Origin of the sequence: Serratia grimesii, from assembly GCF_900186025.1 — a bacterium.
Classification (GTDB): domain Bacteria; phylum Pseudomonadota; class Gammaproteobacteria; order Enterobacterales; family Enterobacteriaceae; genus Serratia; species Serratia grimesii.
The window spans coordinates 1,743,326-1,769,760 of sequence record NZ_LT883155.1; the positions used below are offsets into that span (position 1 = coordinate 1,743,326).

General features: G+C 53.9%; 23 protein-coding genes. 8 read left to right on the forward strand and 15 right to left on the reverse strand.

Features of this window, described 5'->3' with window-relative positions:
• Positions 1–122: 122 nt before the first annotated feature.
• The 5 genes from artM to SGBXF1_RS08160 all read right to left on the reverse strand — a co-directional run bounded on the left by artM (position 123) and on the right by SGBXF1_RS08160 (position 3,819).
• Positions 123–791 (reverse strand): arginine ABC transporter permease ArtM, encoded by a 669-nt coding sequence (artM, locus tag SGBXF1_RS08140; protein WP_037426533.1) that lies wholly within the window; start codon positions 789–791, stop codon positions 123–125.
• Positions 791–1,507, reverse strand: coding sequence for an arginine ABC transporter permease ArtQ (gene artQ / locus SGBXF1_RS08145; RefSeq protein ID WP_037426530.1), 717 nt, complete (start codon positions 1,505–1,507; stop codon positions 791–793). The genes artM and artQ overlap by 1 nt, the downstream gene beginning before the upstream one ends.
• Before the next feature lie 9 nt (positions 1,508–1,516).
• Positions 1,517–2,248, reverse strand: a complete 732-nt coding sequence (gene artJ, locus SGBXF1_RS08150; protein ID WP_037426527.1) for an arginine ABC transporter substrate-binding protein — start codon at positions 2,246–2,248, stop codon at positions 1,517–1,519.
• Positions 2,249–2,281: 33 nt separating this feature from the next.
• Positions 2,282–3,010 (reverse strand): arginine ABC transporter ATP-binding protein ArtP, encoded by a 729-nt coding sequence (gene artP / locus SGBXF1_RS08155; protein WP_037426524.1) that lies wholly within the window; start codon positions 3,008–3,010, stop codon positions 2,282–2,284.
• 260 nt (positions 3,011–3,270) lie between these two features.
• On the reverse strand, positions 3,271–3,819 hold the full coding sequence (locus tag SGBXF1_RS08160; protein WP_130379964.1) for a lipoprotein: 549 nt from the start codon (positions 3,817–3,819) through the stop codon (positions 3,271–3,273).
• A gap of 161 nt (positions 3,820–3,980) precedes the next feature.
• Between SGBXF1_RS08160 and SGBXF1_RS08165 the strand changes: the two genes are divergently transcribed.
• Positions 3,981–4,304 carry a heavy metal-binding domain-containing protein gene (locus SGBXF1_RS08165; protein ID WP_037426521.1) on the forward strand — a complete coding sequence of 108 codons (324 nt, stop codon included), beginning with the start codon at positions 3,981–3,983 and terminating at the stop codon, positions 4,302–4,304.
• A 43-nt stretch (positions 4,305–4,347) separates the two neighbouring features.
• Here the strand turns inward: SGBXF1_RS08165 and SGBXF1_RS08170 are convergent, their stop codons facing one another.
• A complete protein-coding gene (locus SGBXF1_RS08170) occupies positions 4,348–5,934 on the reverse strand; it encodes a DUF3300 domain-containing protein (protein WP_037426518.1) in 1,587 nt (528 codons plus the stop codon).
• A gap of 189 nt (positions 5,935–6,123) precedes the next feature.
• On the opposite strand from SGBXF1_RS08170, the gene SGBXF1_RS08175 reads away from it, so the two are divergent.
• Positions 6,124–6,960, forward strand: a complete 837-nt coding sequence (locus SGBXF1_RS08175; RefSeq protein ID WP_037426516.1) for an N-acetylmuramoyl-L-alanine amidase — start codon at positions 6,124–6,126, stop codon at positions 6,958–6,960.
• Here the strand turns inward: SGBXF1_RS08175 and SGBXF1_RS08180 are convergent, their stop codons facing one another.
• Together SGBXF1_RS08180 and SGBXF1_RS08185 are read right to left on the reverse strand one after the other, a co-directional pair.
• On the reverse strand, positions 6,961–7,971 hold the full coding sequence (locus SGBXF1_RS08180; protein ID WP_061807182.1) for an NAD-dependent epimerase/dehydratase family protein: 1,011 nt from the start codon (positions 7,969–7,971) through the stop codon (positions 6,961–6,963).
• A 169-nt stretch (positions 7,972–8,140) separates the two neighbouring features.
• On the reverse strand, positions 8,141–9,580 hold the full coding sequence (locus SGBXF1_RS08185) for a DUF2867 domain-containing protein (protein ID WP_186428149.1): 1,440 nt from the start codon (positions 9,578–9,580) through the stop codon (positions 8,141–8,143).
• Positions 9,581–9,726: 146 nt separating this feature from the next.
• On the opposite strand from SGBXF1_RS08185, the gene SGBXF1_RS08190 reads away from it, so the two are divergent.
• Positions 9,727–10,074: a DUF1294 domain-containing protein gene (locus SGBXF1_RS08190; protein ID WP_186428150.1), complete on the forward strand. Its 348-nt coding sequence runs from the start codon at positions 9,727–9,729 to the stop codon at positions 10,072–10,074.
• A gap of 35 nt (positions 10,075–10,109) precedes the next feature.
• On the opposite strand, the gene ltaE is transcribed toward SGBXF1_RS08190, so the two are convergent.
• From ltaE to SGBXF1_RS08215, 5 genes are all read right to left on the reverse strand, one after another.
• A complete protein-coding gene (ltaE, locus tag SGBXF1_RS08195) occupies positions 10,110–11,126 on the reverse strand; it encodes a low-specificity L-threonine aldolase (RefSeq protein ID WP_130379971.1) in 1,017 nt (338 codons plus the stop codon).
• Between the two features lie 102 nt (positions 11,127–11,228).
• Positions 11,229–12,950, reverse strand: a complete 1,722-nt coding sequence (poxB, locus tag SGBXF1_RS08200; protein ID WP_037426538.1) for a ubiquinone-dependent pyruvate dehydrogenase — start codon at positions 12,948–12,950, stop codon at positions 11,229–11,231.
• A 180-nt stretch (positions 12,951–13,130) separates the two neighbouring features.
• Complete coding sequence (gene hcr / locus SGBXF1_RS08205) at positions 13,131–14,135, reverse strand: NADH oxidoreductase (RefSeq protein WP_186428151.1); 1,005 nt, start codon at positions 14,133–14,135, stop codon at positions 13,131–13,133.
• Between the two features lie 130 nt (positions 14,136–14,265).
• On the reverse strand, positions 14,266–15,915 hold the full coding sequence (gene hcp / locus SGBXF1_RS08210) for a hydroxylamine reductase (protein ID WP_186428152.1): 1,650 nt from the start codon (positions 15,913–15,915) through the stop codon (positions 14,266–14,268).
• Between the two features lie 172 nt (positions 15,916–16,087).
• Complete coding sequence (locus SGBXF1_RS08215) at positions 16,088–16,984, reverse strand: LysO family transporter (RefSeq protein WP_037421871.1); 897 nt, start codon at positions 16,982–16,984, stop codon at positions 16,088–16,090.
• 190 nt (positions 16,985–17,174) lie between these two features.
• On the opposite strand from SGBXF1_RS08215, the gene SGBXF1_RS08220 reads away from it, so the two are divergent.
• The gene (locus SGBXF1_RS08220) at positions 17,175–18,839 is read left to right on the forward strand and encodes an ATP-dependent endonuclease (RefSeq protein WP_037421873.1); all 1,665 of its coding nucleotides are present in this window, start codon (positions 17,175–17,177) and stop codon (positions 18,837–18,839) included.
• On the opposite strand, the gene SGBXF1_RS08225 is transcribed toward SGBXF1_RS08220, so the two are convergent.
• Complete coding sequence (locus SGBXF1_RS08225) at positions 18,836–19,804, reverse strand: VirK/YbjX family protein (protein WP_037421874.1); 969 nt, start codon at positions 19,802–19,804, stop codon at positions 18,836–18,838. The genes SGBXF1_RS08220 and SGBXF1_RS08225 overlap by 4 nt on opposite strands.
• Before the next feature lie 191 nt (positions 19,805–19,995).
• Between SGBXF1_RS08225 and macA the strand changes: the two genes are divergently transcribed.
• Both macA and macB read left to right on the forward strand, forming a co-directional pair.
• Positions 19,996–21,111 (forward strand): macrolide transporter subunit MacA, encoded by a 1,116-nt coding sequence (gene macA / locus SGBXF1_RS08230; RefSeq protein ID WP_370452783.1) that lies wholly within the window; start codon positions 19,996–19,998, stop codon positions 21,109–21,111.
• Positions 21,108–23,054: a macrolide ABC transporter ATP-binding protein/permease MacB gene (gene macB, locus SGBXF1_RS08235; RefSeq protein ID WP_061807192.1), complete on the forward strand. Its 1,947-nt coding sequence runs from the start codon at positions 21,108–21,110 to the stop codon at positions 23,052–23,054. The genes macA and macB overlap by 4 nt, the downstream gene beginning before the upstream one ends.
• A gap of 77 nt (positions 23,055–23,131) precedes the next feature.
• Here the strand turns inward: macB and cspD are convergent, their stop codons facing one another.
• On the reverse strand, positions 23,132–23,353 hold the full coding sequence (cspD, locus tag SGBXF1_RS08240; RefSeq protein ID WP_037421878.1) for a cold shock-like protein CspD: 222 nt from the start codon (positions 23,351–23,353) through the stop codon (positions 23,132–23,134).
• A gap of 359 nt (positions 23,354–23,712) precedes the next feature.
• Here cspD and clpS point away from each other — a divergent pair, with 359 nt between their 5' ends.
• Together clpS and clpA are read left to right on the forward strand one after the other, a co-directional pair.
• Positions 23,713–24,033: an ATP-dependent Clp protease adapter ClpS gene (gene clpS, locus SGBXF1_RS08245; RefSeq protein WP_186428153.1), complete on the forward strand. Its 321-nt coding sequence runs from the start codon at positions 23,713–23,715 to the stop codon at positions 24,031–24,033.
• A gap of 27 nt (positions 24,034–24,060) precedes the next feature.
• Complete coding sequence (gene clpA / locus SGBXF1_RS08250; RefSeq protein WP_037421883.1) at positions 24,061–26,340, forward strand: ATP-dependent Clp protease ATP-binding subunit ClpA; 2,280 nt, start codon at positions 24,061–24,063, stop codon at positions 26,338–26,340.
• The last annotated feature ends 95 nt before the right edge of the window (positions 26,341–26,435 follow it).

The window sequence follows — 26,435 nt, forward strand, 5'->3', positions numbered from 1 at the left end:
GTTGGTCGTCATTAACCCTGCCATTTAATGAATTAATATGCAATATAAATGATTAAAAATTATCATGGGACATAAAAAAGCCCTGCACAATGTCAGGGCTTAGAGGCTTTCTTTCAGCGTACTCAGTTGCGACGCTCAAATGCTAGCGCCCGACGCTCTACCACACGCATCAGTAGTGTCAGCAGGCCATTAACGCACAGGTATACCAGCCCGGCAGCGCCAAACACCATCACGTCGTAGGTACGGCCATACATCAGCTGGCTGTAGCCCATCACTTCCATCAGGGTAATGGTGTAGGCCAGTGAAGTACTCTTGAACACCAGCACGACTTCGTTGGAATAAGAGGACAACGCACGTTTAAAGGCGAAGGGCAGCAGGATACGCAGTGACTGCGTACGCGACATGCCGAGCGCTTCACAGGATTGCCATTGACCCGCTGGGATTGCGCGTACCGCCCCGTAAAACAGCTGGGTGGTGTAAGCCGCGCTGTTCAGCGCCAGTGCGACCATCGCACAGAGCCAGGGTTGCGACAGCAAGTCCCATAACCATGGATATTCGCGGATCGCCGGGAACTGACCTGGACCGTAGTAGATCAGGAATATCTGCACCAGCAATGGCGTACCGGTAAACAGTGTGATGTAGATTTTCACCAATGGCGTCAGGATCGGTGTTTTCAGCGTCAGGATCACCGTCAGCACCAGTGACAGTATGAGTGCCACGATCAGTGCGGTAATGGTCAACGTCAGACTGGTATGCAGCCCTTTGATTATCTCTGGCAAGAACTCAAACATCAGGATGGCCCTCGCTCAAAACGCGTGGTGCGCAGTTCGATGCGTTTAATGATGTACTGGCTGAACAGGGTGACCACCAGATAAATCGCCGCCGCTATCACGTACCAGGTAAAAGGTTCCTGGGTGCGGGTGGCGATGCTTTTGGTTTGCAGCATCAGATCATTAACGCTGATCAACGACACCAGTGCAGTATCTTTCAACAAAACCAGCCATTGGTTGCCAAGGCCCGGCAGGGCATGGCGCCACATCTGCGGCATGATCAGGCGAAAGAAAATCGCTGCGGTGCTCATCCCCAGTGCCTGACCGGATTCCCATTGCCCTTGTGGAACGGCTTTCAACGCACCACGCAACGTTTGCGACGCATAGGCAGAATAGAGCAGGGCGAGCGCAATGACACCGCACAGGAACGGACTGACTTCGAAGTTATCAATCGCTAACTGGATGGGCAGTTGGAACAGACCGAAATTCAGGGTGAAGCCATCGGACAGCATCAATAGCAGCTGCGATGAACCGAAATAGATGAACAGCACCACCAGAATTTCCGGCAGGCCGCGCAGCAGGGTGACCCAGGCAGTGCCGAGCCAGCTAACCACTTTCCAGCGTGATGACTCCCAGACGGCAAACAGCATCGCCAGGATCAGCCCAAGGATAAGGGCACAAACGGCAAGGCCGACGGTCATCCCGGCGGCGCTTGCTAAAGGTTGGATTTCATTCATCAGGGTTGATTACTGCTGGAACCATTTTTTGTAGATGGTTTCGTAAGTCCCATCCTGTTTGATCTTGTCCAGAGCAGCGTTGAATTTGCCCTGCAGATCGGTGTTTTTCTGGCGAACGGCAATACCCAACCCAGTACCGAAGTAGTCTTTATCGGTCACTTTATCGCCCACGGCGGCCAGCGCGGTGTTTTGTTTCAGCCATTCGTTGACGACTGCGGTGTCACCGAATACCGCATCAACACGACCGTTTTTCAGATCCAAAATGGCGTTCTGATAGCTGTCGTAAGGCACGGTGGTGATTTCCGGGTGTTTGTCGGTCAGGTATTTCTGGTGAGTCGTGCCGTTCTGCACGCCCACTTTCTTACCTTTCAGTGCAGCCACGTCGGCAACTTTGCCTTTTTGGGCGACAAACAGTGCGGAGTTATCGTAATACGGCTTGGTAAACAGAACCTGTTTTTCACGCTCTGGCGTGATGTCCATACCGGCCATGACTGCATCAAAACGCTTGAACTTCAGGCTTGGGATCAGGCTGTCAAAGGCTTGATTCGTGAAGGTACACTCAGCCTGGATCTCTTTACACAGCGCATTGGCCAGGTCGACGTCAAAACCCTGGATTTTGTTGCCGGCGTCAATAAATTCAAATGGAGGATAAGACGCTTCAGTAGCGAAACGGATCGTTTCGGCTGCAGAGGCGGAAACGCTGATGCCAGCCAAGACGGCGGCGATTATTAGTTTTTTCATCGCAAACTCCCCAAATTACAGCAAGTAAAATTGTTAGTGTGATAGGTAATTAGCAAACTCGGTGGTCTGTGGATTCTTGAAGTGGCTGGCATCGCCTTGTTCCACTACGTGGCCGTTTTCCATGTACACCACGCGGCTGGCGGTTTTGCGCGCCACTTCCACTTCGTGGGTGACGATCACCTGGGTGATCCCGGTGCCGGCCAATTCACGAATGATGCTGACGATCTGGGCGGTAATTTCAGGATCCAGCGCGGCAGTCGGTTCATCGAACAGCAGTACCTGCGGTTCCATCATTAGCGCCCGGGCGATAGCGACACGCTGCTGCTGTCCGCCGGAAAGGTGCAGTGGGAAGCGATCGGCAAAGTCGGTCAGGCGCAAGCGTTTCAGCAGTTTTTCGGCACGCTCCATCGCCTGAGCCTTGGTCAGGCCCAGCACGCGGCATGGCGCTTCGATCAAGTTTTGCACTACGGTGAGGTGAGGCCAGAGATTGTATTGCTGGAAAACCATACCGACGTTTTGACGCAGCTCGCGAATGGCTTTTTCACCAGGAGCCTGCTTGAAGTCGAATTGATTACCGGCGATCTGCAATTGGCCCGAACGTGGCATTTCCAACAGGTTCAACACCCGCAATAACGAGCTTTTCCCTGCGCCGCTTGGACCAAGCAGCACTAAGGTTTCCCCTGCTGGGCAATCCAGCGTGATGTCAAACAGCGCCTGATGTGCGCCGTAATAGCAGTTGATACCGTTAAGTTGAATGCTCATGCGCCAGAATTGAATAGATATTGATGCCGCGAATGTTAACTTCCACAGAATACTTATGCAATCTTTGTGCGTTAAAATTTATTACTGCGCGGCATGATAGTAAAAGAATAGCACAAGATACCGCGTGTCAGGTTCGAAGGGGGGATTTGTCGTGCATGCTGTGAGGTATGTAGCGAAATTTCTTAAATTGAACAAATATTGAGCGCAATCAACGTATTTTTCTGCCTACCGGCCTTGGCCAGGCCGGTAGGCGATAGAGTTTACTGGTTTTCCAACACTTGGCGCAGCGTACCGCTGGTGGCATGAGGCGGCACGTTCAGGTAGCGGATATCATCCACCACCCAACAGGTGCCTTCGCGCACCATCAGCACTTCATCCTGCCAGTTGACTGCGCTGCCACCGTCTTTCTGGTAGCTGAGCTGAACGCGCAACGGGATATTTTTGGCATCGGTATTAGGAATGGTCGACGCGCTGGCGACGGTGGCGCTGGTCGGCCCCTGAGCATTGCCGGTAAACAGATCGCCGGTGACCTGATGTTTGCCCGGATTCTGGTTAGCCGCCACCAGATCTTGGTACAGCACTTTACTCAGGTAAGGCTGCAGTTGCGCCAGACGGTTGCTGTCCGGCAGGGTAGTACCGGCACCTTGCTGCAGGCGCAAATCGTAAAATTTCTGTGCGACCGCATCCGGGCCGCCTTCCACACAACCGCCGGTACGGGTGCCGATATCCTTGAATGCCGGCTCGACGGTGGTACAGGCACTCAGTAACAGCGCTAAGGGCAAAACAGCCGCAATCGTTTTTGTTTTCATCTCATTACCTTATGTGAAAGTCTCTACCATGAAGACCATTAGCCTACAGTATAAATGCGATTTCAGGCCTTGCATTCGTACTGCGTGCCATTTCATAACAGAACATAATGCCAAACTGATGGTCAGATAAATGCGATGAATCAATCAAGCAAGGAGTTTTGATGCAGCTTTCTACTACCCCGACCCTGGAAGGGTTTACCATTACCGAATATTGCGGCGTTGTCACCGGTGAGGCCATTTTGGGGGCCAATATTTTTCGTGATTTCTTTGCCGGCGTGCGTGACATCGTGGGCGGGCGTTCCGGTGCCTATGAGAAAGAGCTGCGTAAAGCGCGTCTGATCGCCTTCAAGGAACTGGAAGAGCAGGCACAGGAGTTGGGCGCAAATGCGGTCGTCGGTATCGATATTGATTACGAAACCGTCGGGAAAGACAGCAGTATGCTCATGGTGACCGTCAGTGGCACCGCAGTGAAAGTCAGTCGTTAATCCTTTTCTCTGATGCCCCGGCGTTTGCCGGGGCATTCTCTTCTTATTCTGTTTTGCGTTCTTCAATTTTGACTGGACGGTGTTCCTGCGGCCTGACCGCGGGGGCAGGGCGATGTTGCACCTGTTGAACTTGCTGCGGGTGGAATAGGCGCGGCGCGTTATTGTTAGGTGGTGTCAGGGTATTCGGACGTTGTTGAACGGGTTGTGGGCGAAAAACGTTGGCTGCGGGCGCCGTATGGACTACCGGTTTAGGTGCCGGTATATGGGCTGCCTGCTGTACAGCCTGCGGCGCAGGTGTCCGTTGCTCTGGTTGGCGTATTGGCCGATTATCAGTCTGATGAGCGGGAACTGGCGCTGCCTGTACTCTTGGCGCTGCCTGAATTTTTGGCGGTTGTTTCACTGCTGCAGGGGCAGTATGGCTAAAATTAGGCATGGTCATGGGTTGCTGACTGTGGGCTGAAGGTGCCGTTACATGTGGTGCAGTAACTGTGCCCGTATGGGTAAAGTTCGGGGCAACCATTGGCTGACGGCCTGCTGCTGCCACCGGAGCCTGCGTAGCAAAGTGAGGCTGTTGCATAGTCGCGACATTAGGCGCCGGATGAGCAACTGGGGCGGCAAAACGCGGTGCCTGATTCACCGGTGCGTTGTTGAAGTTGTTTACAGTGTTGCTGCGGTTCACATTGTTTACAGTGCTACTGCGGTTCACATTATTGTATTGGTTAATATTGGTCACACGGTTAACCACCGTGGTGGAGTGCGAAATATAGGGGGCATTGTTGTAGACCACCGGTTGCCGCCGATTATTCCAGTGCACATCCCAGCTATGCCAGTCGTCATGATGATTCTGATTAATCAATGCCCCGACCACGATACCTACACCAAAGCTGATAACGCCGGTTGCCAGCATATCGCCGCTGCTATAGCTGGACGCGCTTTGATAGTTGTAATTGGGGTAGGCGGGGATGGGTTCGCCATAGGCAACCCAAGGGTCGTAACGCGGGACGTAAACCACATCCGGCTGGCTGGGTTCAATAACAATGGTCTGAGCTGGGGCCGTCACTATACTTTGCGGGTAAGGTTGTTGCTCAACGTATTGTGTAGTCGGTGCCACAATCACTCTTTGCTGAGGTGATGTTTTGAGCGTGCCTTTAGCCGATGCACGTTGACGCAACACCTGAATGGCATTCATCACATCAGTGGGATCGTTGAGATAAGCACTGCCCAACGCCGTGGTCCAGGGGATATTTTTCGCCATCTGGTCTAATACATCAGGAAATTGAACCAAACTACGTACGCTGGGATCCCAGGGCTGGGTGTCTGCAGCCGTGGTGAGTGCCGCCGGTTGCAGGCCGCGGTTTTGCCCCAGCCAGTTATCCGCAGCACTGATTTGATCAGGATAACCCGCACCGGCGAGGACCTGAGCCAACAGCTTGTCAGGGAAAAGTGCCACCGGGCTAACTAATTGATACAGTTGATCGGCGCTCAACGGCGTATAGGCCGGAGGAGGGGCAGGCGATGCTGCGGTTGGGGAACCTCCCCCCATGGTGTTGGCCACTGTTTTTTGATCACATCCACTGAGCGGCAGCATGGCGATACAAATCAGCCATGTTAAATAGCTTGGCTTGAACATGAGTGACTCACTTTTATCAGCGCAGGTAATATTATGAGCCTAACAGCTGCTGTGCACTCTGCTAGCCAGGCGTAACACTCGCTTGCACATCTGGCTGATCTGTCATCATTTATTGATTAACTTGATTATTGGATACAGGTTAATCAACCTGAGTTACAAATTCGGGCATCAAAAACGCAGGAGGGAGTCTTGAAAATTTGGCCTGGGATATGTGTCGCGGTGCTGCTCGCAGGTTGCCAAAGTGAGCAGCTGGGTACGACGGTTGATCGCGGCGATTACCAGCTTGAAACTCTGCATCAGGCGCAGGGCGCGGACCAACGTATTCGTTTTTTGGTGATGCATTACACTGCGGAGGATTTCCATTCTTCGTTAAAAACCCTGACGGATGAACACGTCAGTGCACATTATCTGTTGCCTGCGCACCCGCCGTTGGTGGAGGGCAAACCGGTTGCTTTCCAACTGGTGCCGGAAGCTCTGCGTGCCTGGCATGCTGGGGCCAGCAGTTGGCGTGGCAGAACCAACCTGAATGACACGTCGATCGGCATCGAAATTGTCAATCGCGGATTCAACCGCACGCTGCTGTTTACCCATTGGCAACCGTATACGCCGCAACAAATCGCGCTGCTGGTCTCACTGAGCCGCGATATTATTCAGCGCTACGGTATTCAACCGATGGACGTGGTGGGCCACAGCGATATCGCGCCGCAGCGCAAGCAGGATCCAGGCCCGCTATTCCCCTGGCAACAACTGGCTCAGGCAGGCATAGGTGCCTGGCCGGATGAGGATCAGGTGCATAAACTGTTGGCCGGGCGGGATAAGCATGCCGAAGTGCCGCTGGCACCGTTGATGGCCAAGCTGGCGCGTTACGGTTATGGCATGGATGCGCAGTGGGATGTTCGGCAGCAGAAAAACGTACTGGCGGCGTTTCAGATGCATTTCCGGCCCAGCGATTATCGTGGTGAGCCGGATGCGGAGAGTGAGGCGATTGTCGACGCGCTGTTGCTGAAATACGGAGCTGCCCGTTAATTACAGACCGTGCAGCTTGCCGTGTTCTTTTAGCCAGCGGGCGGTGCGGGAAATGCCTTCATCCAACGAAACAATGGGGTGATAGTCCAGCTCTTGTTGGGCGCGCGTGATGTCCAGCGTCAGATCAAAATTTAGCTTGGCGACACCATAGTGTGTCAGTACCGGCTCTTTTTCGCTTTTGCTGCCGAGTTTTTCCATTCCACGGGCCATCATATCGAGCATGGGATAGGGCACAGAACGGATCCGGCACTTCATGCCAAGCTCGTCGATCAATTGCTGCACGACGCTGCGTAACTGGCGTGGTTGCTGGTTGGTAATGTTATAAGCGCGACCGGATGGCGTATTTTCTTTCTGGGTTGCCAGCCACATGGCATGGACCGCATTCTCCAGATAAGTCATGTCCACCAGTGCTGCACCGCCGCGCGGCAACAGCAGATTGCCATAGCGTTTTATCATTTGCAGCAGACGCGGCAGCATCACTTTGTCGTGCGGTCCGAATAACCCCTGAGGACGCAGGATAGTGAAGTGTGTTTGCGGGTTGGATAGCGCCAACTGCTGGATCACGTGTTCACCGGCGGCCTTGCTGCGAGCGAACTCATTCGCATAACGCACGGGGCGGAAGTCTTCGGTAATGTTGCGGTGGTGGTGATAATCGAAGTAAACCGCCGGCGAGGAGATATGGATAAACTGCGACACACCGTAGGCTGCCGCCCATTCTCCCAAGCGGCGGGTTGCGCGCACATTGGCCAGTTCGAACGCTTCTTCAGTACCCCAAGGGGAAGTAAAACTGGAGCAGTGCCACAGAACGTCCACGTCGGCCAGCATAGCTTTGGCCTGCGATGAGATCAGATTGGTGAGATCGGCATGAATGAATTCCGCGCCCATTTTTTCCAGCAAACTGCCCATGGCCAGGTTGCGGCCGGTGGCGCGCACTTTTATGCCCTGACGACGGAGATATTCAACGGCGTTACGGCCTAATCCACTGGTTGCACCGGTGACCAATACCTTCATAACGAACTCTATTCTCACCAAAAATCAGAATGCTGACGGCCTTCAGCGGCGCTACAGCAAATAAGATGCCATTCTTCCGTTATTTCGTGCTCTATGCAATCGGAAAGGGCCTAACCGCAGCAGCAAACTGTGCGGTTGATCGACAATTAAGCACCGGGATACGACTTAATTATGGCAAAGTACGCTGATGCTGTTCAGCCAACCGGGCGATACGTCGCGCCATGCCGCGAAAAATAAATAGATGAGCCGGCATCATAGCGAACCAATACAGCAGCCCACTGAATCCCGCCGGGTGCCACCAGGCGCGCACATCCAGGGTGCGGTAATCACCGTGGTCCTTGATTGTGAAGGCGAGGCGGCCTAATCCGGGGGCTTTCATACCGAACAATAACGCCAGTAACCGCTGTGGTTTGATGGTGATGACTTTCCAGCCGTCGACCAAATCGCCAACAGCCAGCGTGTCGCGCTCTGGTCGGCCATAAACCACACGGTTGCCGATCATATCGTCCATACGGGCGCGGATCTGCCACAGGATGTTGGCATAAAAATAGCCCTCTTTACCGCCCAGTTGTTGCACCGTATGCCACAGTGCCTGGCTGGATGCCGAGGTTTCCAGCGAACAACCCGCTTGTTTCGGGTAGAAGCCATAGCCCGGTCGCCAACGTGCCCTCGCTTCTGGGTCGTAACCCCAATCGGCGGAATCAACCACGTCTTCCTCACGTTTCAGCGTCGCGGTCACCGCCTGATCAAAGGTTTGCAGTCTTTGCGGGATCAGCGCTTGTATGGGTTTACCGTCGGCGGGCAGGTCGTGATTCAACCCCTGGATTAGCGCACTGGCAATAGAAGTCGGCACCGAGGTAATCATGCTGATGAACCACACCGAGATAAAGCGCGTCGGCAGCGGGATAGGGATCAGCCAACGTTTTTTACCACTGATTGCGATGAAGCGTTCAAACATGGTCTGGTAACTGATGTACTCCGGGCCAGCGACATCAAAAATACGATTTTCTTCTGCCGGATGTTCTAGCAGATCGGCCAGATAGACCAGCAGGTTTTCTAACGCGACCGGTGACGATTTGGAGCGCACCCAGCGCGGTGGCGTCAGTATCGGTAGGTTGTAGACCATATCACGCATGATTTCGAAGGCGGCGGAGCCGGGGCCGACGATGATACTGGCGCGCAGCTCGGTGATCGGGATGCCGCTTTGGCGCAAGATCTCACCGGTCAGCTTGCGCGCGACCAGATGCGGCGAACTTTCTCCGGCCGGTTGCAGTGCGCCAAGAAAAATAACCTGTTTGACGCTGGAGCTGCGCAACGCATCACGCAGGTTTTCCGCTGCCTGACGCTCTTTTTCAATAAAGTCATCGCCGTCACCCATACCGTGGATCAGGTAATAAACGGCATCTATCTCCCACAGTGCGGCGGCCAGCGTGTCCGGCTGGTAGACGTCGACATACTGGCAGTTAACGTGTGGCCAGTGCTGTTCTTGCAGCCATTCGATACGACGCGCGGCAGCGGTAATGTCATGCCCCTGCTCAATCAGGTGGGGGATCAGGTTTTGGCCGATGTAGCCGCTGGCTCCAAGAACCAGAATGCGTTGGGGTGTCATTAGCGCCGCCTTATGCGGTGAAGTTCATGGTCACAGGATGCCAAATTCACAGTTTAAATGCACTTTTTGTGTGGTTATGAGGGCATTGCATCCGCTGTCGAGCGGCGTCACACTACGCACCGTTTGTCTGTGCTAAGCCGGAATATATGAAACTCAATGCTGTTTGTTATGCCCTGTTGGGACTGGCGCTGATCGCCAGTTTATTTTTCCTGCATCCGATCTGGATGTGGTGGTTGTTGGCTAACCTGCTGACGTTAGTTGTATACGGTGCGGATAAGTTTGCTGCACGCAAAGGGTGGCAACGGGTACCAGAAAGCACACTGCTGGTATTCGGTTTGGTAGGTGGTTGGGTTGGGGCGATCGCTGGCCAGCAATTGTTTCGCCACAAAACCCAGAAACAGCCGTTTAAAAGCTGGTTTATCGTCAGCGTGATACTGAATGTCGTGGCGATCTTGGCAATTTGGTATTGGGTCTATGGCCGTTGGATACTCTGAGGATGGGGGCGTTGGCGCCCCATCCAAACAAGGGCTCAGGCATGCTGTTTGAGGAATTGCTGCCACAAGTCGACTACGTGTTGCAAATCCTGACGGCTGACGTCAAGGTGCGTCAAAATGCGCGTCAACGGCCCGCTGCTGATCAATACGCCATGTTCACGCATCCAGGGGCCCAGCTTAGCTGCCAGTTCAGGCGATTGACGTAGGTACAACACGTTGGTTTGTGCCCCCGGTTCAGCGATCTCCACGCCAATTCCTTGCAGTTGTTGCTCCAGCCACTTGGCGTTGTCGTGATCTTCACGCAACCGTTCTACATTGTGCTCCAGCGCATAGAGACCTGCTGCGGCCAGGATACCAGCCTGGCGCAGGCCACCACCGGTCATTTTACGCCAGCGTAAGGCTTGCTGGATAAAGGCTTTACTGCCGCACAGCAACGATCCTACCGGTGCGCCTAGCCCTTTCGACAGGCAAATAGTGAAGGTATCGCAGTACTGCACAATCTCTTTCAATGGCACGTTCAGCGCGACGGCCGCGTTGAAAATGCGTGCGCCGTCGATGTGTAACGCCAGTTGATGTTCACGACTAAACTGCCAGGCTTGTTGCAGGTACGTCAGTGGCAACACGCGGCCGCTGATGGTGTTTTCCAGGCTCAGCAAACGCGTCTTGGCGAAATGAATATCATCGGGTTTGATCGCGGCGGCGACCTTATCGAGTGGCAAAGTGCCGTCTGGGTTTGCTTCAATCGGCTGTGGCTGAATACTGCCGAGCACTGCCGCGCCGCCAGCTTCATATTTATAGTTATGTGCCTGTTGGCCGACAACATATTCGTCACCGCGTTGACAATGGCTGAGTAGCGCCACCAGATTGGCCTGAGTGCCGCTTGGCAAGAACAGTGCAGCCTCTTTACCAGACAGACGGACGGCTTCTGCCTCCAGAGCGTTTACCGTGGGGTCATCCCCGTAAACGTCATCACCCACTTCAGCACGTACCATGGCGTCGCGCATCGCGGCGCTGGGGCGGGTCACGGTGTCACTGCGTAAATCGATAAGCATACAACTCCTTTATCCCCTTCATCTTTCAAGCTGCAGCGTTGTTGGCTGCAGCTTGAAATCGATTAGGGATAGCGATAACTGATGGAAAAGAGGGTACGATTATTAACGCAACCAGTTGGTTTTTGCCAGCTCGACCACTTCGTCACCGCGGCCGTTGATAATGGCGCGCAGCATATACAGGCTAAAGCCTTTGGCCTGTTCGAATTTGATCTGCGGCGGCATTGCCAGTTCTTGTTTTGCAGTGACAACGTCCAACAACGTCGGGCCGGGGTGCGTCAGCATTTCCTGTAACGCGGCGTCCAGATCCGACGCTTTTTCCACGCGAATGCCTTTCACGCCAGCGGCGTTGGCAATCGCTGCAAAATCTGGGTTGTGCAGATCGGTTCCATCGGTCAGATAGCCACCAGCTTTCATTTCCATCGCCACAAAGCCCAGCACGCTGTTGTTGAATATCACAATCTTGACCGGCAGTTTCAACTGCGCCAATGAAAGGAAATCCCCCATCAACATGGCGAAACCACCGTCACCGCACATGGCGATCACCTGTTTGTGCGGTTCGGTGGCCTGTGCACCTATCGCCTGTGGCATAGCATTGGCCATCGAACCGTGGTTGAACGACCCCAGTAAGCGGCGTTTGCCGTTCATCTTCAAATAGCGGGCTGCCCACACGGTGGGCGTGCCGACGTCACAGGTGAAAATGGCGTCGTCGCTGGCATATTGGCTGAGTTGTTGTGCCAGATACTGTGGGTGAATGGGTTGATCGTCATTGGCAGTCGCCAGTCCGTCCAGATCTTTACGCGCGTTGCGGTAGTGTTCCAATGCCTTATCGAGAAATGCGTGGTCACTCTTAGGTTCCAACTGCGGCAGCAGTGCGGTAAGGGTCGTATTGATATCGCCTACCAGCGCCATATTGACTGGGCAGTGTGCGCCGATACTACCGGGGTTGATGTCGATCTGAATGATATTGGCATTGGTTGGATAGAACGCGCGGTACGGGAATTGGGTACCAAGCAACACCAAGGTATCGGCATTCATCATCGCGTGGTAGCCGGAAGAAAAACCGATCAAGCCGGTCATACCGACGCTATAAGGGTTATCCCACTCGATATGTTCTTTTCCACGCAGTGCGTGTACGACCGGTGCTTGCAGCAGTTCTGCCAGTTTGACCACTTCGTCATGCGAACCGGCGCACCCGCTGCCGCACATCAATGTAATGTTTTTCGCCTTATTCAAGGTTGTCGCGAGTTTGTTCAGTTCGCTCATTGGTGGCTGCACCAGTGGCAGCGCCGGGGTATGCCATACCATGCTGGCATCTTCCGGGGCCATACGCAGCGCCACATCGCCTGGCAGTACGATCACTGAGACGCCGCGATTGAGGATCGCTTTGCGCATGGCGATTTCCAGTACCCGTGGTAACTGTTCCGGGTTGGAAACGAGTTCACAGTAATGGCTGCATTCGCGGAACAGTTCTTGTGGGTGAGTTTCTTGAAAATAACCACTGCCGATTTCGCTGGAGGGAATATGTGCGGCAATCGCCAATACGGGTACATGGTTACGGTGGCAATCGAACAGACCGTTAATCAGATGTAGGTTACCGGGGCCGCAAGAACCGGCGCAGACTGCCAGCTCACCGGTCAGTTGGGCTTCCGCACCGGCAGCGAAGGCGGCGACCTCCTCGTGGCGTGTGCCCAGCCATTCGATGGTCCCCATACGATGCAGGCTGTCGCTGAGACCGTTGAGAGAATCACCGGTGACGCCCCAAATGCGTTTCACACCGGCCTGTTCCAGAGTTTTGGCGATCAGTGTGGCTACGGTTTGCTTCATAGTTCCCCCAAATATGATAGAAATACCCTGTTTTTTCAAATGATTGAAATCCATTGGGTACAGCTTTTTAGATATTGAGCAGATGAGCCTGATAAAAGCTTGGAACCGGGAAAGTGTAGAAGGGGAAGGTAAAGCTTGCTTGCCGATAAATGCCCCATCCTGACCGACGGGGCGCAAATATCAGGCGAGGGTGACGTCACCTTGCAGTTGGCAACTGCAGGCCAGCACATAACCTTGGGCGATTTCAGCCGCAGTCAGAGTCATGCTGCTGGTGGTGGTGTAATCGCCTTCGAGGATACGGGTTTTGCATGAACCACATACTCCCGCCCGGCAGGCGGCGTTGACTGGCAACGCATGGGTTTCCATTGCAGCCAGTAATGTACTGCCGACCGGTACGCGGAACTCACGCAGAGGGCGGGCGGTGCGCAAGGTTAATCCTTCGCTCTGTTCGCCATCGGTGGCTGCCGGGGTATGGAACTGCTCTTTATGGAAACGCGCCGCCGGAACGCCGAATTGCAGGCACAGTTGTTCTACCTGGGCCATATAAGGGGCAGGACCGCAGGTCATCACCGTACGATTGATGAGATCAGGTACGGTTTGGCGCAGCACTTCAGCATTGATGCGTCCGTTGAGATAACCGGGTTGAATATCCTGCTCAGCCATCAGCGTTAACTGCAATTGAGGATGTTTGGCGCATAACGCATGCCATTGCTTGGCGAAAATGGTGTCGGCCGGAGTACGAACGTTAAAGATTACAGCGATATCACAGGTTGGGCGGTTTGCTACCAGCCAGCGGCACATAGAGATAATTGGCGTTACGCCGCAGCCGGCTGCCAACATCAGGTAACGATCGGACGGGTGTTGTTCACAGCTGAATTCACCCTGAGCATCAGACAGCCACAACGTATTGCCGGGTTTAACCTCGTGCGTTAACCAACGAGAGCCAATGCCATCCGGCAGACAGCGCACGCTGATGCTGAGGAAACGGCTTTGGCCTGGCGAAGAGGATAGTGTATAGGCGCGCAGTGTTTCTTCGCTGTTGCGAATGCTGACCAGTGCAAACTGACCGGGTTGATAAGGGTAAAAAACGTCGCAGATCAGGTTTAACGTCCAAACGTCGGCCGTTTCCTGTTGGATTGAATGTACATGCATGCGGTTGGGGCAAAGCGGACTAGGTTGGGTCATCGGGCACCTCAAAGCAAAGGGGCCGGCATCTACGGCCCCAAAAAATAACGTTATGTCCGTTATGCGTCGCGTTGCAGCTGTGTGGGCTACCTTTGTTCCCCGAGCTGCCACTCGACGCATTTAGGCGATATCACCCGAGAAGGGCATTCAGATCCTGCTCAACCGTGGTAATCGGGCGCATGCCAAATTTATCGTTCAGGACAGCCATCAGGTTGTCGGTCAAGAAGCCTGGCGCGGTGGGGCCGGTGACAATGTTTTTTACCCCCAGTGACAGTAGCGTCAGCAGAATAACGATCGCCTTTTGCTCAAACCATGACAGTACCAGGCTCAGTGGCAGTTCGTTGACCGAGCAGCCAAGGGTATCGGCCAGTTTGACTGCCAACATAATGGCAGAATAGGCATCGTTACATTGACCGACATCCAGCAGGCGCGGTAGCCCTTCCAGGGTGCCGAAATCCAGCTTGTTGAAGCGGTATTTACCGCAGGCTAGCGTCATGATCAGGCAGTCTTGCGGAACGCTGCGAGCGAAGTCAGTGAAGTAGCTACGTTCGTCACGGCTACCGTCACAACCGCCGACCAAAAATACGTGGCGCAGTTTCTTTTGTGCGACTAAATCAATCACTGTATCAGCCGCGTTGAGCAGCGTCTGGCGGCCAAAACCGACGGTGATCATATGTTCGATTTCGGTATACGGGAAACCGTTCATTCCCTGTGCCTGCGTGATCACTTGGGTGAAATCGTCCCCTTCCAAATGGTTCACACCCGGCCAACCGACAATGCTACGCGTCCAAATACGATCGCCGTAGTTACCGACGTTTGGATCGATAATACAGTTAGAGGTCATCACTATCGGCCCCGGGAATTTGGCGAACTCAATCTGCTGGTTCTGCCAACCACTGCCGTAATTGCCCACCAGATGTTTGAATTTTTTCAGTTCCGGGTAACCGTGTGCCGGCAACATTTCGCCGTGGGTGTAGATGTTCACGCCCTGGCCCTCGGTTTGTTCCAGCAGCATGCGCAGATCTTTCAGATCATGGCCGGAGATCAGAATAGCTTTACCGGCCACAGGACGCACATTCACCGCGCTAGGCAGTGGGTCACCGTAGGCTTGAGTTTCGCCGTGATCGAGGATCGCCATTACATTGAAGTTCATTTTGCCAATGCCCATGGCGTTATTCAGCAGGGTATCGACGTCGCGTGGCTGGGTGCCGAGCCAGGCCATAAAAGCATGGTAATCGGCATAAATCTGGATGTCGGACTGGCCCAGTACATGGGCGTGTTCCATATAGGCTGCGGCACCTTTCAGGCCATACAGACATAGCATGCGAAGACCGTGCACGTCGTCGCCGACCTCGGCCTTGTCGGTATTCAAGGCAAACTGAGCGGCTTGTTGCAACAGTGTCGCTATGTCGTCACCGGCCAATTGCAGCGTAGCCAACGGATGGTCGACGCGGACGTCAGCATCCAGTAACCGGCAGCGAGCGGCCAGAGATTCACGCAGGGCGATGGTTTCGCGTGCATAACCGATGATGCGATCTGAATCGAAGTTGACGTTGGTCAGAGTAGAGAAGAAGGCGCGTGGGGCAAAACTGTCGATATCGTGATCGACGATGCCGAGTGCTCTGGCCTGCAACGCCCAGGCGGATAGGCCTTGTAACGCAGCGACCAGCAGATCTTGCAGATCGGAGGTTTCTGCCGTTTTGCCACACATACCTTGGGCATAAGAGCAGCCGTTACCAGCAGGGGTACGGATGGTTTGTTCACATTGCACACAGAACATAATCGCTTCCTTTTTAAAGTTGCATTTATAATGCTTGTTTAAAAGCATAGATCGGCAACCGAGGCTTAAAAAGGCTTTTGTGATGCAACCAAGAGCAAGTTTGATTTAGCGCAATTTTGCTGTGAGGATGGGAATTATTCCGGTTTCCGGGGGCAATGCCCCCGGAGAGAGATCAAGAGAACAGGGCGATAAGTATCGGTGCCAGTAGGCTTAACAGAAAGCCATGCACGATGGCCGGTGGCACTATCTCCATACCCCCGCTGCGTTGCAGCACCGGCAGGGTAAAGTCCATGGAGGTGGCGCCACACAGACCCAGCGCTGAGGAGCGGCTACGACGTACCAGTGTTGGGATCAGCACTATTGCTATCAGCTCACGCGCCAGATCGTTAAAGAAGGCCGCGCTCCCCAGTACCGGGCCGTAAGCGTCGGTGATTAAAATGCCGGAAAGCGAATACCAACCAAAACCGGATGCCATTGCCAGCCCGGCCTTAATCGGCAGCCCGAGCAGTTGTGCTGCCAGCGCACCCCCGGCCAGCGAACTGACCACTACCACCACGGCTACCATCATGCCGCGTCGGTTAAGCACGATTTGGCGTAATGTCATACCGCTGTTGCGCAGTTGAATACCTACCAACAGCAGCAAGAAAATCAATGCATATTCGCTACCTTTGTTGGCAAATTGCAGCCATTGCCACTGTGTGAGGCCAAGCAGGAAGCCACCGAGCACGACGCCGCATAACTTGAGTGATTCCAGTGCCATATGCAGGCGTGAAGGCAATTTTTCCTGTTTATGGTTGTTGTGCCACGGCATTTTGCGTTCCAGCAACATCAACATCAGCAAACTGGCGGCGAGAATGCACAGGAAAAACACGGAGGCATACTGGAAAATCAGCACCAAATTACTGCTCAGATCCTCCAGGAACGCCAGGCTGATGCCCATGAAAAACAGGATCACGTACACCATCCAACTCAGCAGACGGTTGATGGTTTGCAGTAACGTTCGACTGCGCAACGGAACGAGGTAACCGGCAATCAGCGGTAACAGAATAATCAGCAGTCCTGAATACATGGTGAAGCTTGCGTCCTTTGTTCGGAGGGGCGCCTGGATGAACGGCGAGGCCCCACACGCTAACCAAAACAGCGGCTAGAGTAAAGCGGCAGATTTGACGTTGTCCGCTTGACCTGCAAGGGGTTTTTTGACCATGCTCTGAGGAGGTCACCCCATTAAGGACGGTGGCAGTGCGCACGGGAGGCGACAGATGTTCTTAGAGCGTATCGAGATTGTAGGTTTCCGCGGCATTAACCGGCTGTCATTGATGCTGGACGACAACACGCTGCTGCTCGGCGAAAATGCCTGGGGCAAATCCAGTCTGCTGGACGCACTGACGCTGCTGTTGGCACCAGAGCCAAAGCTGTACCGTTTTGAAGCGCATGATTTTCACTTTCCACCTGGTGAAGAGGACGCCAAAGATCGGCATTTACAGGTGGTATTTACCTTCTGTGAAAAAGACATCGGCCATGCGCATTTGCCCCGTTACCGCCATCTGTCACCACTCTGGGTCAAGGGTGACGATAACCTGAACCGCATTTATTACCGTTGTGAAGGTGAACTGGCCGACGACGGTACGGTGTGTACCTGGCGCGGTTTTCTGGACGCCGACGGTAACGCGATGCCGTTACATCATATTGAACAGCTGGCACACGCTATTATTCGTATCCATCCAGTGTTACGTCTGCGCGATGCGCGGTTTATCCGTCGCCTACGGCCCAGCACGTTGAATGACGAGCATCCGGCCGACAACCAGGCACTGGCTCAGCAGTTGGATCAACTGACGCGTGAGCTGGTGCGTAACCCACAAAAATTAACTAATTCCGAACTTCGCCAGGGACTGGCGGCAATGCAGCAATTGCTGGAACACTACTTTGCCGAGCAGGGCTCGCAGGTGACGCGCCCGCGCAGGAAGCGGCTGGGTCAAGATCAGGATCAACAGGCATGGCGCTCGTTGGACAGCATCAACCGCATGGTGGCTGAACCAAATAGTCGCAGTATGCGACTGATTCTGCTGGGGATGTTTTCTACGTTATTGCAGGCCAAAGGCAGCATCAAGTTGGATCCTCATGCGAGACCGCTGTTGCTGGTAGAGGATCCGGAAACCCGCTTGCATCCGATCATGTTGTCGGTGGCCTGGGGGTTGCTCAACCAACTGCCGTTACAACGCATCACCACCACCAACTCCAGCGAACTGGTGTCGCTGGTACCGGTAGAGCACGTTTGTCGGTTGGTACGTGAATCAGGCCGGGTTGCCACTTACCGGCTTGGGCCGCGTGGGCTGAGCCCGGAGGACGGGCGGCGTATTTCTTTTCATATTCGTTTTAACCGACCCTCATCACTGTTTGCCCGTTGTTGGTTGCTGGTGGAAGGGGAAACAGAAGTCTGGTTGCTGAACGAACTGGCTCGCCAGTGTGGTTATCACTTTGAGGCGGAAGGCGTGCGGGTGATTGAGTTTGCCCAGTGCGGCTTGAAGCCACTGTTGAGGTTTGCCCGACGTATGGGTATTGAGTGGCATGCGTTGGTGGACGGCGATGAAGCGGGGCGAAAATACGCTGCCACCGTACGCGGCATGCTGGATAACCATGAAGACAACGAGCGTGATCGGCTAACCGCGTTACCGGCGCCGGACATGGAACATTTCATGTTCCGCGAAGGTTTCAGCGCAGTTTATTATCGGGTGGCGTCAGTGCCGAGTAACGCCCAAATGCCAATGCGTAAAGTGATTCTGAAGGCGGTACATCATTCATCAAAACCTGATCTGGCGATCGAGGTGGCGATGCAAGCCGGTGAGCGTGGCACCGACTCGGTGCCGCCACTGCTCAAGAAAATGTTCTCACGCGTGATTTGGCTGGCGCGCGGCCGGGCCGACTAGGCCCCGGCAAAGCGGGATTGGGTACTGAAATGTGTAGCCATTCCTTGTTCCAGTTCGTCCAACAGTTGATAGCGCCGACGGTATTCGGCGCGTTTTTTACTGGCCACGTCATCGATCGGTTTACGGGCCACGTGTTCCGGCAACAGGAAATAGCCGCTTTCCAGCATCTTGCCGCCCATTGATGTCCAGAATTGGTCATAATCGGCATGAAGCTTGTCTTTCTTTTTACTGCGATAGCGCCAGTTTTGGTAGATATGTGTGGCATTGCCGACTGCCACAATTTGCTGAATGCCCAAGTGGCGTGCCAGAGTACAAAGCCCTTCCAGTACCAGCCGTTTCGGGAACAACCCGTGACACTCTTTGGTGGTCGACTGGATTTCAGCGTGCGGCACCTGATGATTGGCTCCCTGCAACCCACCGATAAAGAGCGTAGGCTGTTGCTGATAGTGCATCAGTGCAAACGTGATTTCTGCCAACATAATGCCACTGGCGTTACGCAGCAACAGGGTTGCTTCCCCTTCTTTATTCAGATTATCTATGGCCGCCAATTCCAGTGAAACGGTTGTACCGCTCTTGCCGCTAGCACTGGCGAGTACAAAAGGTTTGTTCAGATGACCGAGCAACATCTTCATGGGCATGCGTTGCAGGCTGAGATCGTAGTGATCGCGCAGGGCGAACAAGCATTCGATTTTGCTCATGTTCGCCGCCAGATACGGGCGGTGTAACTTGCACGGTAGATTGGGTTGCGCGTTCAGGATCTCATCCAACAGGGGATTTGATGCCAGCGTGCTGAGCAAACCGCTGGTGGTGCGCCAGCAAAATAATGAACGGGCGATAAACTTCAGGCGGAATGATGTTTTTTTCCACGCTTTGCTCGGTGCCTTGTCGCCATTGGCCAGCGCCGTCATCAATTGCAAGCCATTAAGCGGGCGTGCAGATACGAGTGGATAGCTGAGCTGAGACATGATGAAATCCTTGGCTGTATTGAATAACGCTATTTCACCAAGCCTTCACTAAACGGGAGTTCAATGTTGAATGTAACAAAGGGTGTCTCCACATTGTGTTGAGCTAAGGTTTAGTTATTCATTACTGTGCGTGATAATTTAGCCTCGCTGCCGCTATTGGCAGTATGAATTGCAACAGGCAGGAACCTATTTTGACGTGGTTTAAAGGATATAAGCGACGCTGGGTCATGGTGCTGATTGTGGTGGTAGCGCTCGCCGCAATGGTGGCCTGGCACTTTGGTCATCCGGCGCCAACGCAGTTTAAAACAGTGAAGGTCGTCAAGGGCGATCTGCAACAGAACGTGCTTGCGACTGGGCAGCTTGATGCAGTGCGCAAGGTTGACGTGGGTGCGCAGGTTAGCGGGCAGTTAGAAAGCTTGTTTGTTGAGATTGGCGACCGGGTGAAAAAGGGCCAGTTGCTGGGCGTGATTGATCCACAACAAGCGAAGAACAGCATCCGCGAGGGTGAGGCAACGCTGCGAGAATTGCATGCCCAGTTACAGCAGGCACAGGCAGAGCAACAGTTGGCCGCGGTAACGCTGCAACGCAACCAGGCGTTGGCGAAGTTGCAAGCAGTATCGCGCCAGGACTTGGATCAAGCCGCCACGCAGTTAGCGGTGAAGAAAGCGCAGGTGGGCACTATCCATGCGCAAATCGCCAAGAATCAGGCTAGCCTGGACACGGCAAAGATTAATCTGGCATTTACCCGCATTGAAGCACCGATGGACGGTGATGTGGTACAGATCACCACGCTGCAGGGCCAGACGGTGATTGCTGCTCAGCAGGCACCGAACATTCTGACCTTGGCAGATCTCAGCACCATGCTGGTAAAGGCTCAGGTCTCGGAGGCAGACATTATCAGCCTCAAACCGGGCCAAAAAGCGTGGTTTACTGTACTGGGCGATCCTAACCGACGCTTTGACGGCGTGCTGAAAGACATTCAACCTACTCCCGAGAAGGTCAATAACGCTATCTTCTATTATGCGCGTTTTGAAGTGCCGAATCCGGAAGGGTTATTGCGGCTGCAAATGACCGCACAGGTGCATATTCAGCTGGCAGGTGTTAACCAGGCGCTGGTGATCCCGTTGGCAGCCTTGGGCGATCAAATTGCCGATAACCGCTACCATGTTTCGATCGTGAAGCAAGGTAAGGAAGAAAAGCGCGAGGTTACTATTGGCCTGCGTAATAACATTGACGTACAAATTCTCAGTGGGCTGAATATCGGCGATGAGGTGATTGTCAGCCGTGGCGGCGTGGAGGCCATCTGATGGCGCTGTTAGAACTGAGCGGCATTAGCCGTAGCTATCAGTCGGGCGATCAGACAGTGGCGGTGCTGAAGAACGTGAGTCTACGCATCGACGCCGGTGAAATGGTAGCCATTATGGGCGCTTCTGGTTCCGGTAAATCGACGCTGATGAATATTTTGGGTTGCCTGGATAAACCCAGCGCCGGCGTGTATCGGGTGGCGGGGCAAGACGTGGCAACACTCAATGGTGACGCGCTGGCCCGGCTGCGGCGTGAGCATTTTGGCTTTATCTTCCAGCGTTATCATTTATTACCCCATTTAAGTGCAGCACATAACGTCGAGGTACCGGCTGTGTACGCCGGGCTGGGTAAGGCGGCGCGTCGCGAAAGAGCCGTGGCATTGCTGCAACGTCTTGGACTGAGTGAACGCGTTGGTTATCGTCCGAGCCAGCTTTCAGGCGGTCAACAACAGCGAGTCAGTATTGCTCGTGCGTTGATGAACGGCGGCCAGGTGATTTTGGCAGATGAACCTACCGGTGCACTTGATAGCCATTCCGGTGAAGAGGTAATGACGATCCTCAAGCAACTGCGCGAACAGGGGCACACGGTGATTATCGTAACCCACGATCCGGCTGTGGCGCAGCAGGCTGAACGAGTGATTGAAATCCGTGACGGGGAGATCATTGCTGATTCGTGTCCGGATCAACGGAGCAATCCAAACGCCAAGCCATTGGAAATGGCTGCGCCAGCACCGTCCTGGCAGCAAACAGCCGGTCGTTTTCGCGAGGCATTGGTGATGGCTTGGCGAGCGATGGCTGCGAGTAAAATGCGTACTGCGTTGACCATGCTGGGCATTATTATCGGTATTGCCTCTGTGGTATCGATCCTGGTGATCGGTGATGCTGCCAAACAGATGGTACTGGCGGATATCAAATCTATCGGCACCAATACGGTCGACATTTATCCCGGCAAGGATTTTGGGGATGACGACCCGACCTTCCGACAAGCGCTGAAGTACGACGATCTTGCTGCACTGCGTGAGCAACCTTACGTCAGTGCGCTGTCACCCACTATTGCCAGCAGTATGCGGCTGCGGTTGGGCAACGTCGATGTGGCAGCCAATGTCACCGGGGTCAGTGAACAGTTTTTCCGCGTGTATGGCATGACCTTTACCCAAGGCACCGGCATTGATCAACTGCAGGTGCAATCGCATTCACAAACGGTCGTGATAGATGCCAATACCCAGCGCCGATTATTCCCACACCAGAAGGATGTGGTAGGGAAGGTGATTTTGGTGGGTAATATGCCGGCGACGGTCGTCGGGGTGGCGAAAGAGAAACAGTCGATGTTTGGCAGCAGCAAGACGCTGAACGTTTGGGTGCCCTACAGCACTATGGCCAACCGGCTGATGGGCAACGCCTATTTTGATTCGATCACCGTGCGTATTCGCGAGGGCTACAATAGCCAGGAAGCGGAACAGCAGTTGACGCGTTTGCTGACGTTGCGCCATGGCAAGAAAGACATTTTCACCTATAACATGGACAGTCTGGTGCAGACCGCGGAGAAGACCACGCGCACGCTTCAACTGTTCCTGACGTTGGTGGCGGTGATTTCACTGGTGGTTGGCGGGATCGGCGTAATGAACATCATGTTGGTGTCGGTGACAGAGCGCACGCGCGAAATCGGGATTCGTATGGCAGTGGGTGCCCGTTCCGGTGATGTGTTGCAGCAATTTTTGATTGAAGCTGTGTTGGTGTGCCTGGTCGGCGGTGCGCTGGGGATTACGTTGTCCTTCGCCATTGGCCTGTTGGTTCAGGTGGTATTGCCAGGGTGGCAAATCAGTTTCCCACCAGCGGCGTTACTGAGCGCGTTTGTGTGTTCCACCGCAATTGGTGTGGTATTCGGTTATCTGCCCGCACGCAGTGCTGCACGGCTTAATCCGATTGACGCGCTGGCCCGCGAATAGCATGATAATAAAAAATGCCAGTCATACAGCGGCTGGCATTTTTAGCGGAGTATTTCGGACTGACTCTGTGGACGCGTTTAAACCAACGCCTCGTTTTCCACTGGCACAATGAGACTCGCATGGTTCCCTTTTGGCCCTTGGTGCACGTCAAAACTGACCTGCTGGCCAGCCTTCAGCGTCCGGTACCCATCCATCTTAATCGTAGAATAATGGGCGAAAATGTCTTCGCCGCCGCCTTCAGGGCAGATAAACCCAAACCCTTTGGCGTTGTTGAACCATTTAACAGTACCCGTCTCCATGCTTTTACATCCCTCGCAACGCTATTTTTAGGTGAGATGAATAACTGAATTCGTACCCGCCAACGGCAGGTAGCAGATGAGCCTGAAAGTGGTTAAAACACCACCAGGTCACGAATTTACACTCTAGAGCAAATGATCATCACGTCAAGGGATCGGCTTTTGTCGGCGAGGAGCAGTTCATCAAAGTTTGAAGCAGGTAACGATATTGACATTGTTTGGTAACAATTTGTCAGAGATTTTAGCGCACGTTCCAGTGCGGCGGGATGATGGCGAAGATGGTAAAATAGTAATGATACCCCACTTTGAATAACCGGAACCTGTCCCCATATTAAAGGACAGAGCAGAGAAGATGAGCAGCGATGGGCAATAACAACGATTGGCTAAATTTTGAACGCTTAGCCGAAGAAAAACAAATCGATGCGGTAAAACCGCCGTCTATGTATAAAGTTATACTTAACAACGACGATTACACACCGATGGAATTTGTGATTGACGTTCTGCAAAAGTTCTTTTCTTATGATATTGAACGCGCAACGCAACTGATGCTCACGGTCCACTATCAAGGCAAGGCGATTTGTGGTGTTTTTACCGCCGAGGTGGCGGAAACCAAAGTCGTACATGTGAACCGTTATGCAAGGGAGAACGAGCATCCGTTGCTTTGTACGCTGGAAAAAGCCTGATTAAGGCAATCTATTGGGGAGGTGCTTATGCTCAATCAAGAACTGGAACTCAGTCTCAACATGGCTTTCGCCAGAGCGCGTGAGCACAGACACGAGTTTATGACCGTGGAGCACCTGTTGCTGGCGTTACTCAGCAACCCTGCCGCGAGGGAAGCGCTTGAGGCATGCACAGTGGATCTGGCCGCACTGCGCCAGGAGCTGGAAGCCTTTATCGAACAAACCACGCCAACGCTGCCCGCCAGCGAAGAAGAGCGCGACACACAGCCGACGCTCAGCTTCCAGCGCGTGTTACAGCGTGCGGTATTTCATGTGCAATCCTCCGGCCGCAGCGAAGTTAGCGGCGCCAACGTGCTGGTGGCAATTTTCAGCGAGCAGGAGTCGCAAGCGGCCTACCTGCTGCGCAAACACGACGTCAGCCGTCTTGACGTAGTGAATTTCATTTCACATGGCACACGTAAAGACGAGCCGGGCCAAGCGCCAAATGCGGAAAACCCGGTGAATGAAGAGCAGTCCGGAGGGGAAGACCGTATGGAAAACTTCACCACCAACCTCAATCAACTGGCCCGGGTGGGCGGCATTGATCCATTGATTGGCCGTGATCCTGAGCTGGAACGTGCTATCCAGGTGCTGTGCCGTCGTCGCAAGAACAACCCGCTGTTGGTTGGGGAGTCCGGCGTGGGCAAAACCGCGATTGCTGAAGGGCTGGCTTGGCGCATTGTGCAGGGTGACGTCCCGGAAGTGATGGCGGATTGCACACTGTATTCACTGGACATCGGTTCGCTGCTGGCGGGTACGAAATACCGCGGCGACTTTGAGAAACGCTTTAAAGCGTTACTGAAACAGCTGGAGCAGGATAAGAACAGTATTCTGTTTATTGATGAAATTCACACCATCATCGGTGCCGGTGCGGCTTCCGGTGGTCAGGTCGATGCCGCCAATTTGATCAAACCGCTGCTGTCCAGCGGCAAGATCCGTGTCATCGGTTCGACCACCTACCAAGAATTCAGCAACATCTTTGAAAAAGACCGTGCGTTGGCCCGCCGCTTCCAGAAGATCGACATTACTGAACCGACGCCGGAAGAAACCATCCAGATCATCAATGGCCTGAAAACCAAGTACGAAGCACACCATGATGTGCGTTATACCGCGAAAGCGGTGCGTGCTGCGGTTGAGCTGTCGGTGAAATATATCAACGACCGTCATTTGCCGGATAAGGCCATTGACGTGATCGACGAGGCGGGTGCTCGCAGCCGCTTAATGCCGATCAGCAAGCGCAAGAAAACCGTCAACGTTGCCGATATTGAATCGGTAGTGGCACGTATAGCGCGCATCCCGGAAAAAACCGTGTCGGCGAGCGATCGTGATGTATTGAGAAGTCTGGGCGACCGTCTGAAAATGCTGGTGTTCGGGCAGGATCAAGCGATTGAAGCACTGACCGAAGCGATCAAAATGAGCCGGGCAGGTCTGGGCCACGATCGCAAACCTGTCGGTTCATTCCTGTTTGCCGGGCCAACAGGCGTCGGGAAAACCGAGGTGACGGTTCAGTTGGCGAAGGCGATGGATATCAAGCTGCTGCGTTTTGATATGTCCGAGTATATGGAACGTCATACCGTTAGCCGCCTGATTGGTGCTCCTCCGGGCTATGTCGGTTACGATCAGGGTGGTTTGCTGACTGACGCGGTGCTTAAGCATCCGCACTCGGTCGTGCTGCTGGACGAAATCGAGAAGGCACACCCGGATGTGTTCAACCTGCTGTTGCAGGTCATGGACAACGGGACCCTGACCGACAACAACGGCCGTAAAGCGGATTTCCGCAACGTGATCCTGGTGATGACCACTAACGCCGGTGTGCGTGAAACAGAGCGTAAATCGATTGGTCTGGTTCAGCAGGACAACAGCACCGATGCGATGGAAGAGATCAAAAAAGTGTTCACGCCGGAATTCCGTAACCGTCTGGACAACATTCTCTGGTTCAACCATCTGTCGACTGAGGTGATTCAGCAGGTTGTCGACAAGTTTATCGTCGAACTGCAAGCGCAGCTGGATGCGAAGGGTGTGTCACTGGAAGTGAGCGACGAAGCGCGTGACTGGCTGTCAGTTAAAGGCTATGACCGTGCGATGGGCGCACGTCCGATGGCGCGTGTCATGCAGGAAAACCTGAAGAAACCACTGGCTAACGAACTGCTGTTCGGCTCGCTGGTGGACGGTGGTTCAGTCAAGGTTGAGCTGGACAAGGACAACCAGAAACTGACGTACCACTTCCTCAGCGCATCGATGCGCAAAGCGGATGAAGGTGCAGTGCACTAAGCCTGGGCCAGATAACGAAAAAGCGATGCTTCGGCATCGCTTTTTTTATGGGTGGCAATCATCACCACAACAGAAATGATTGAGCCCTCTCAGTT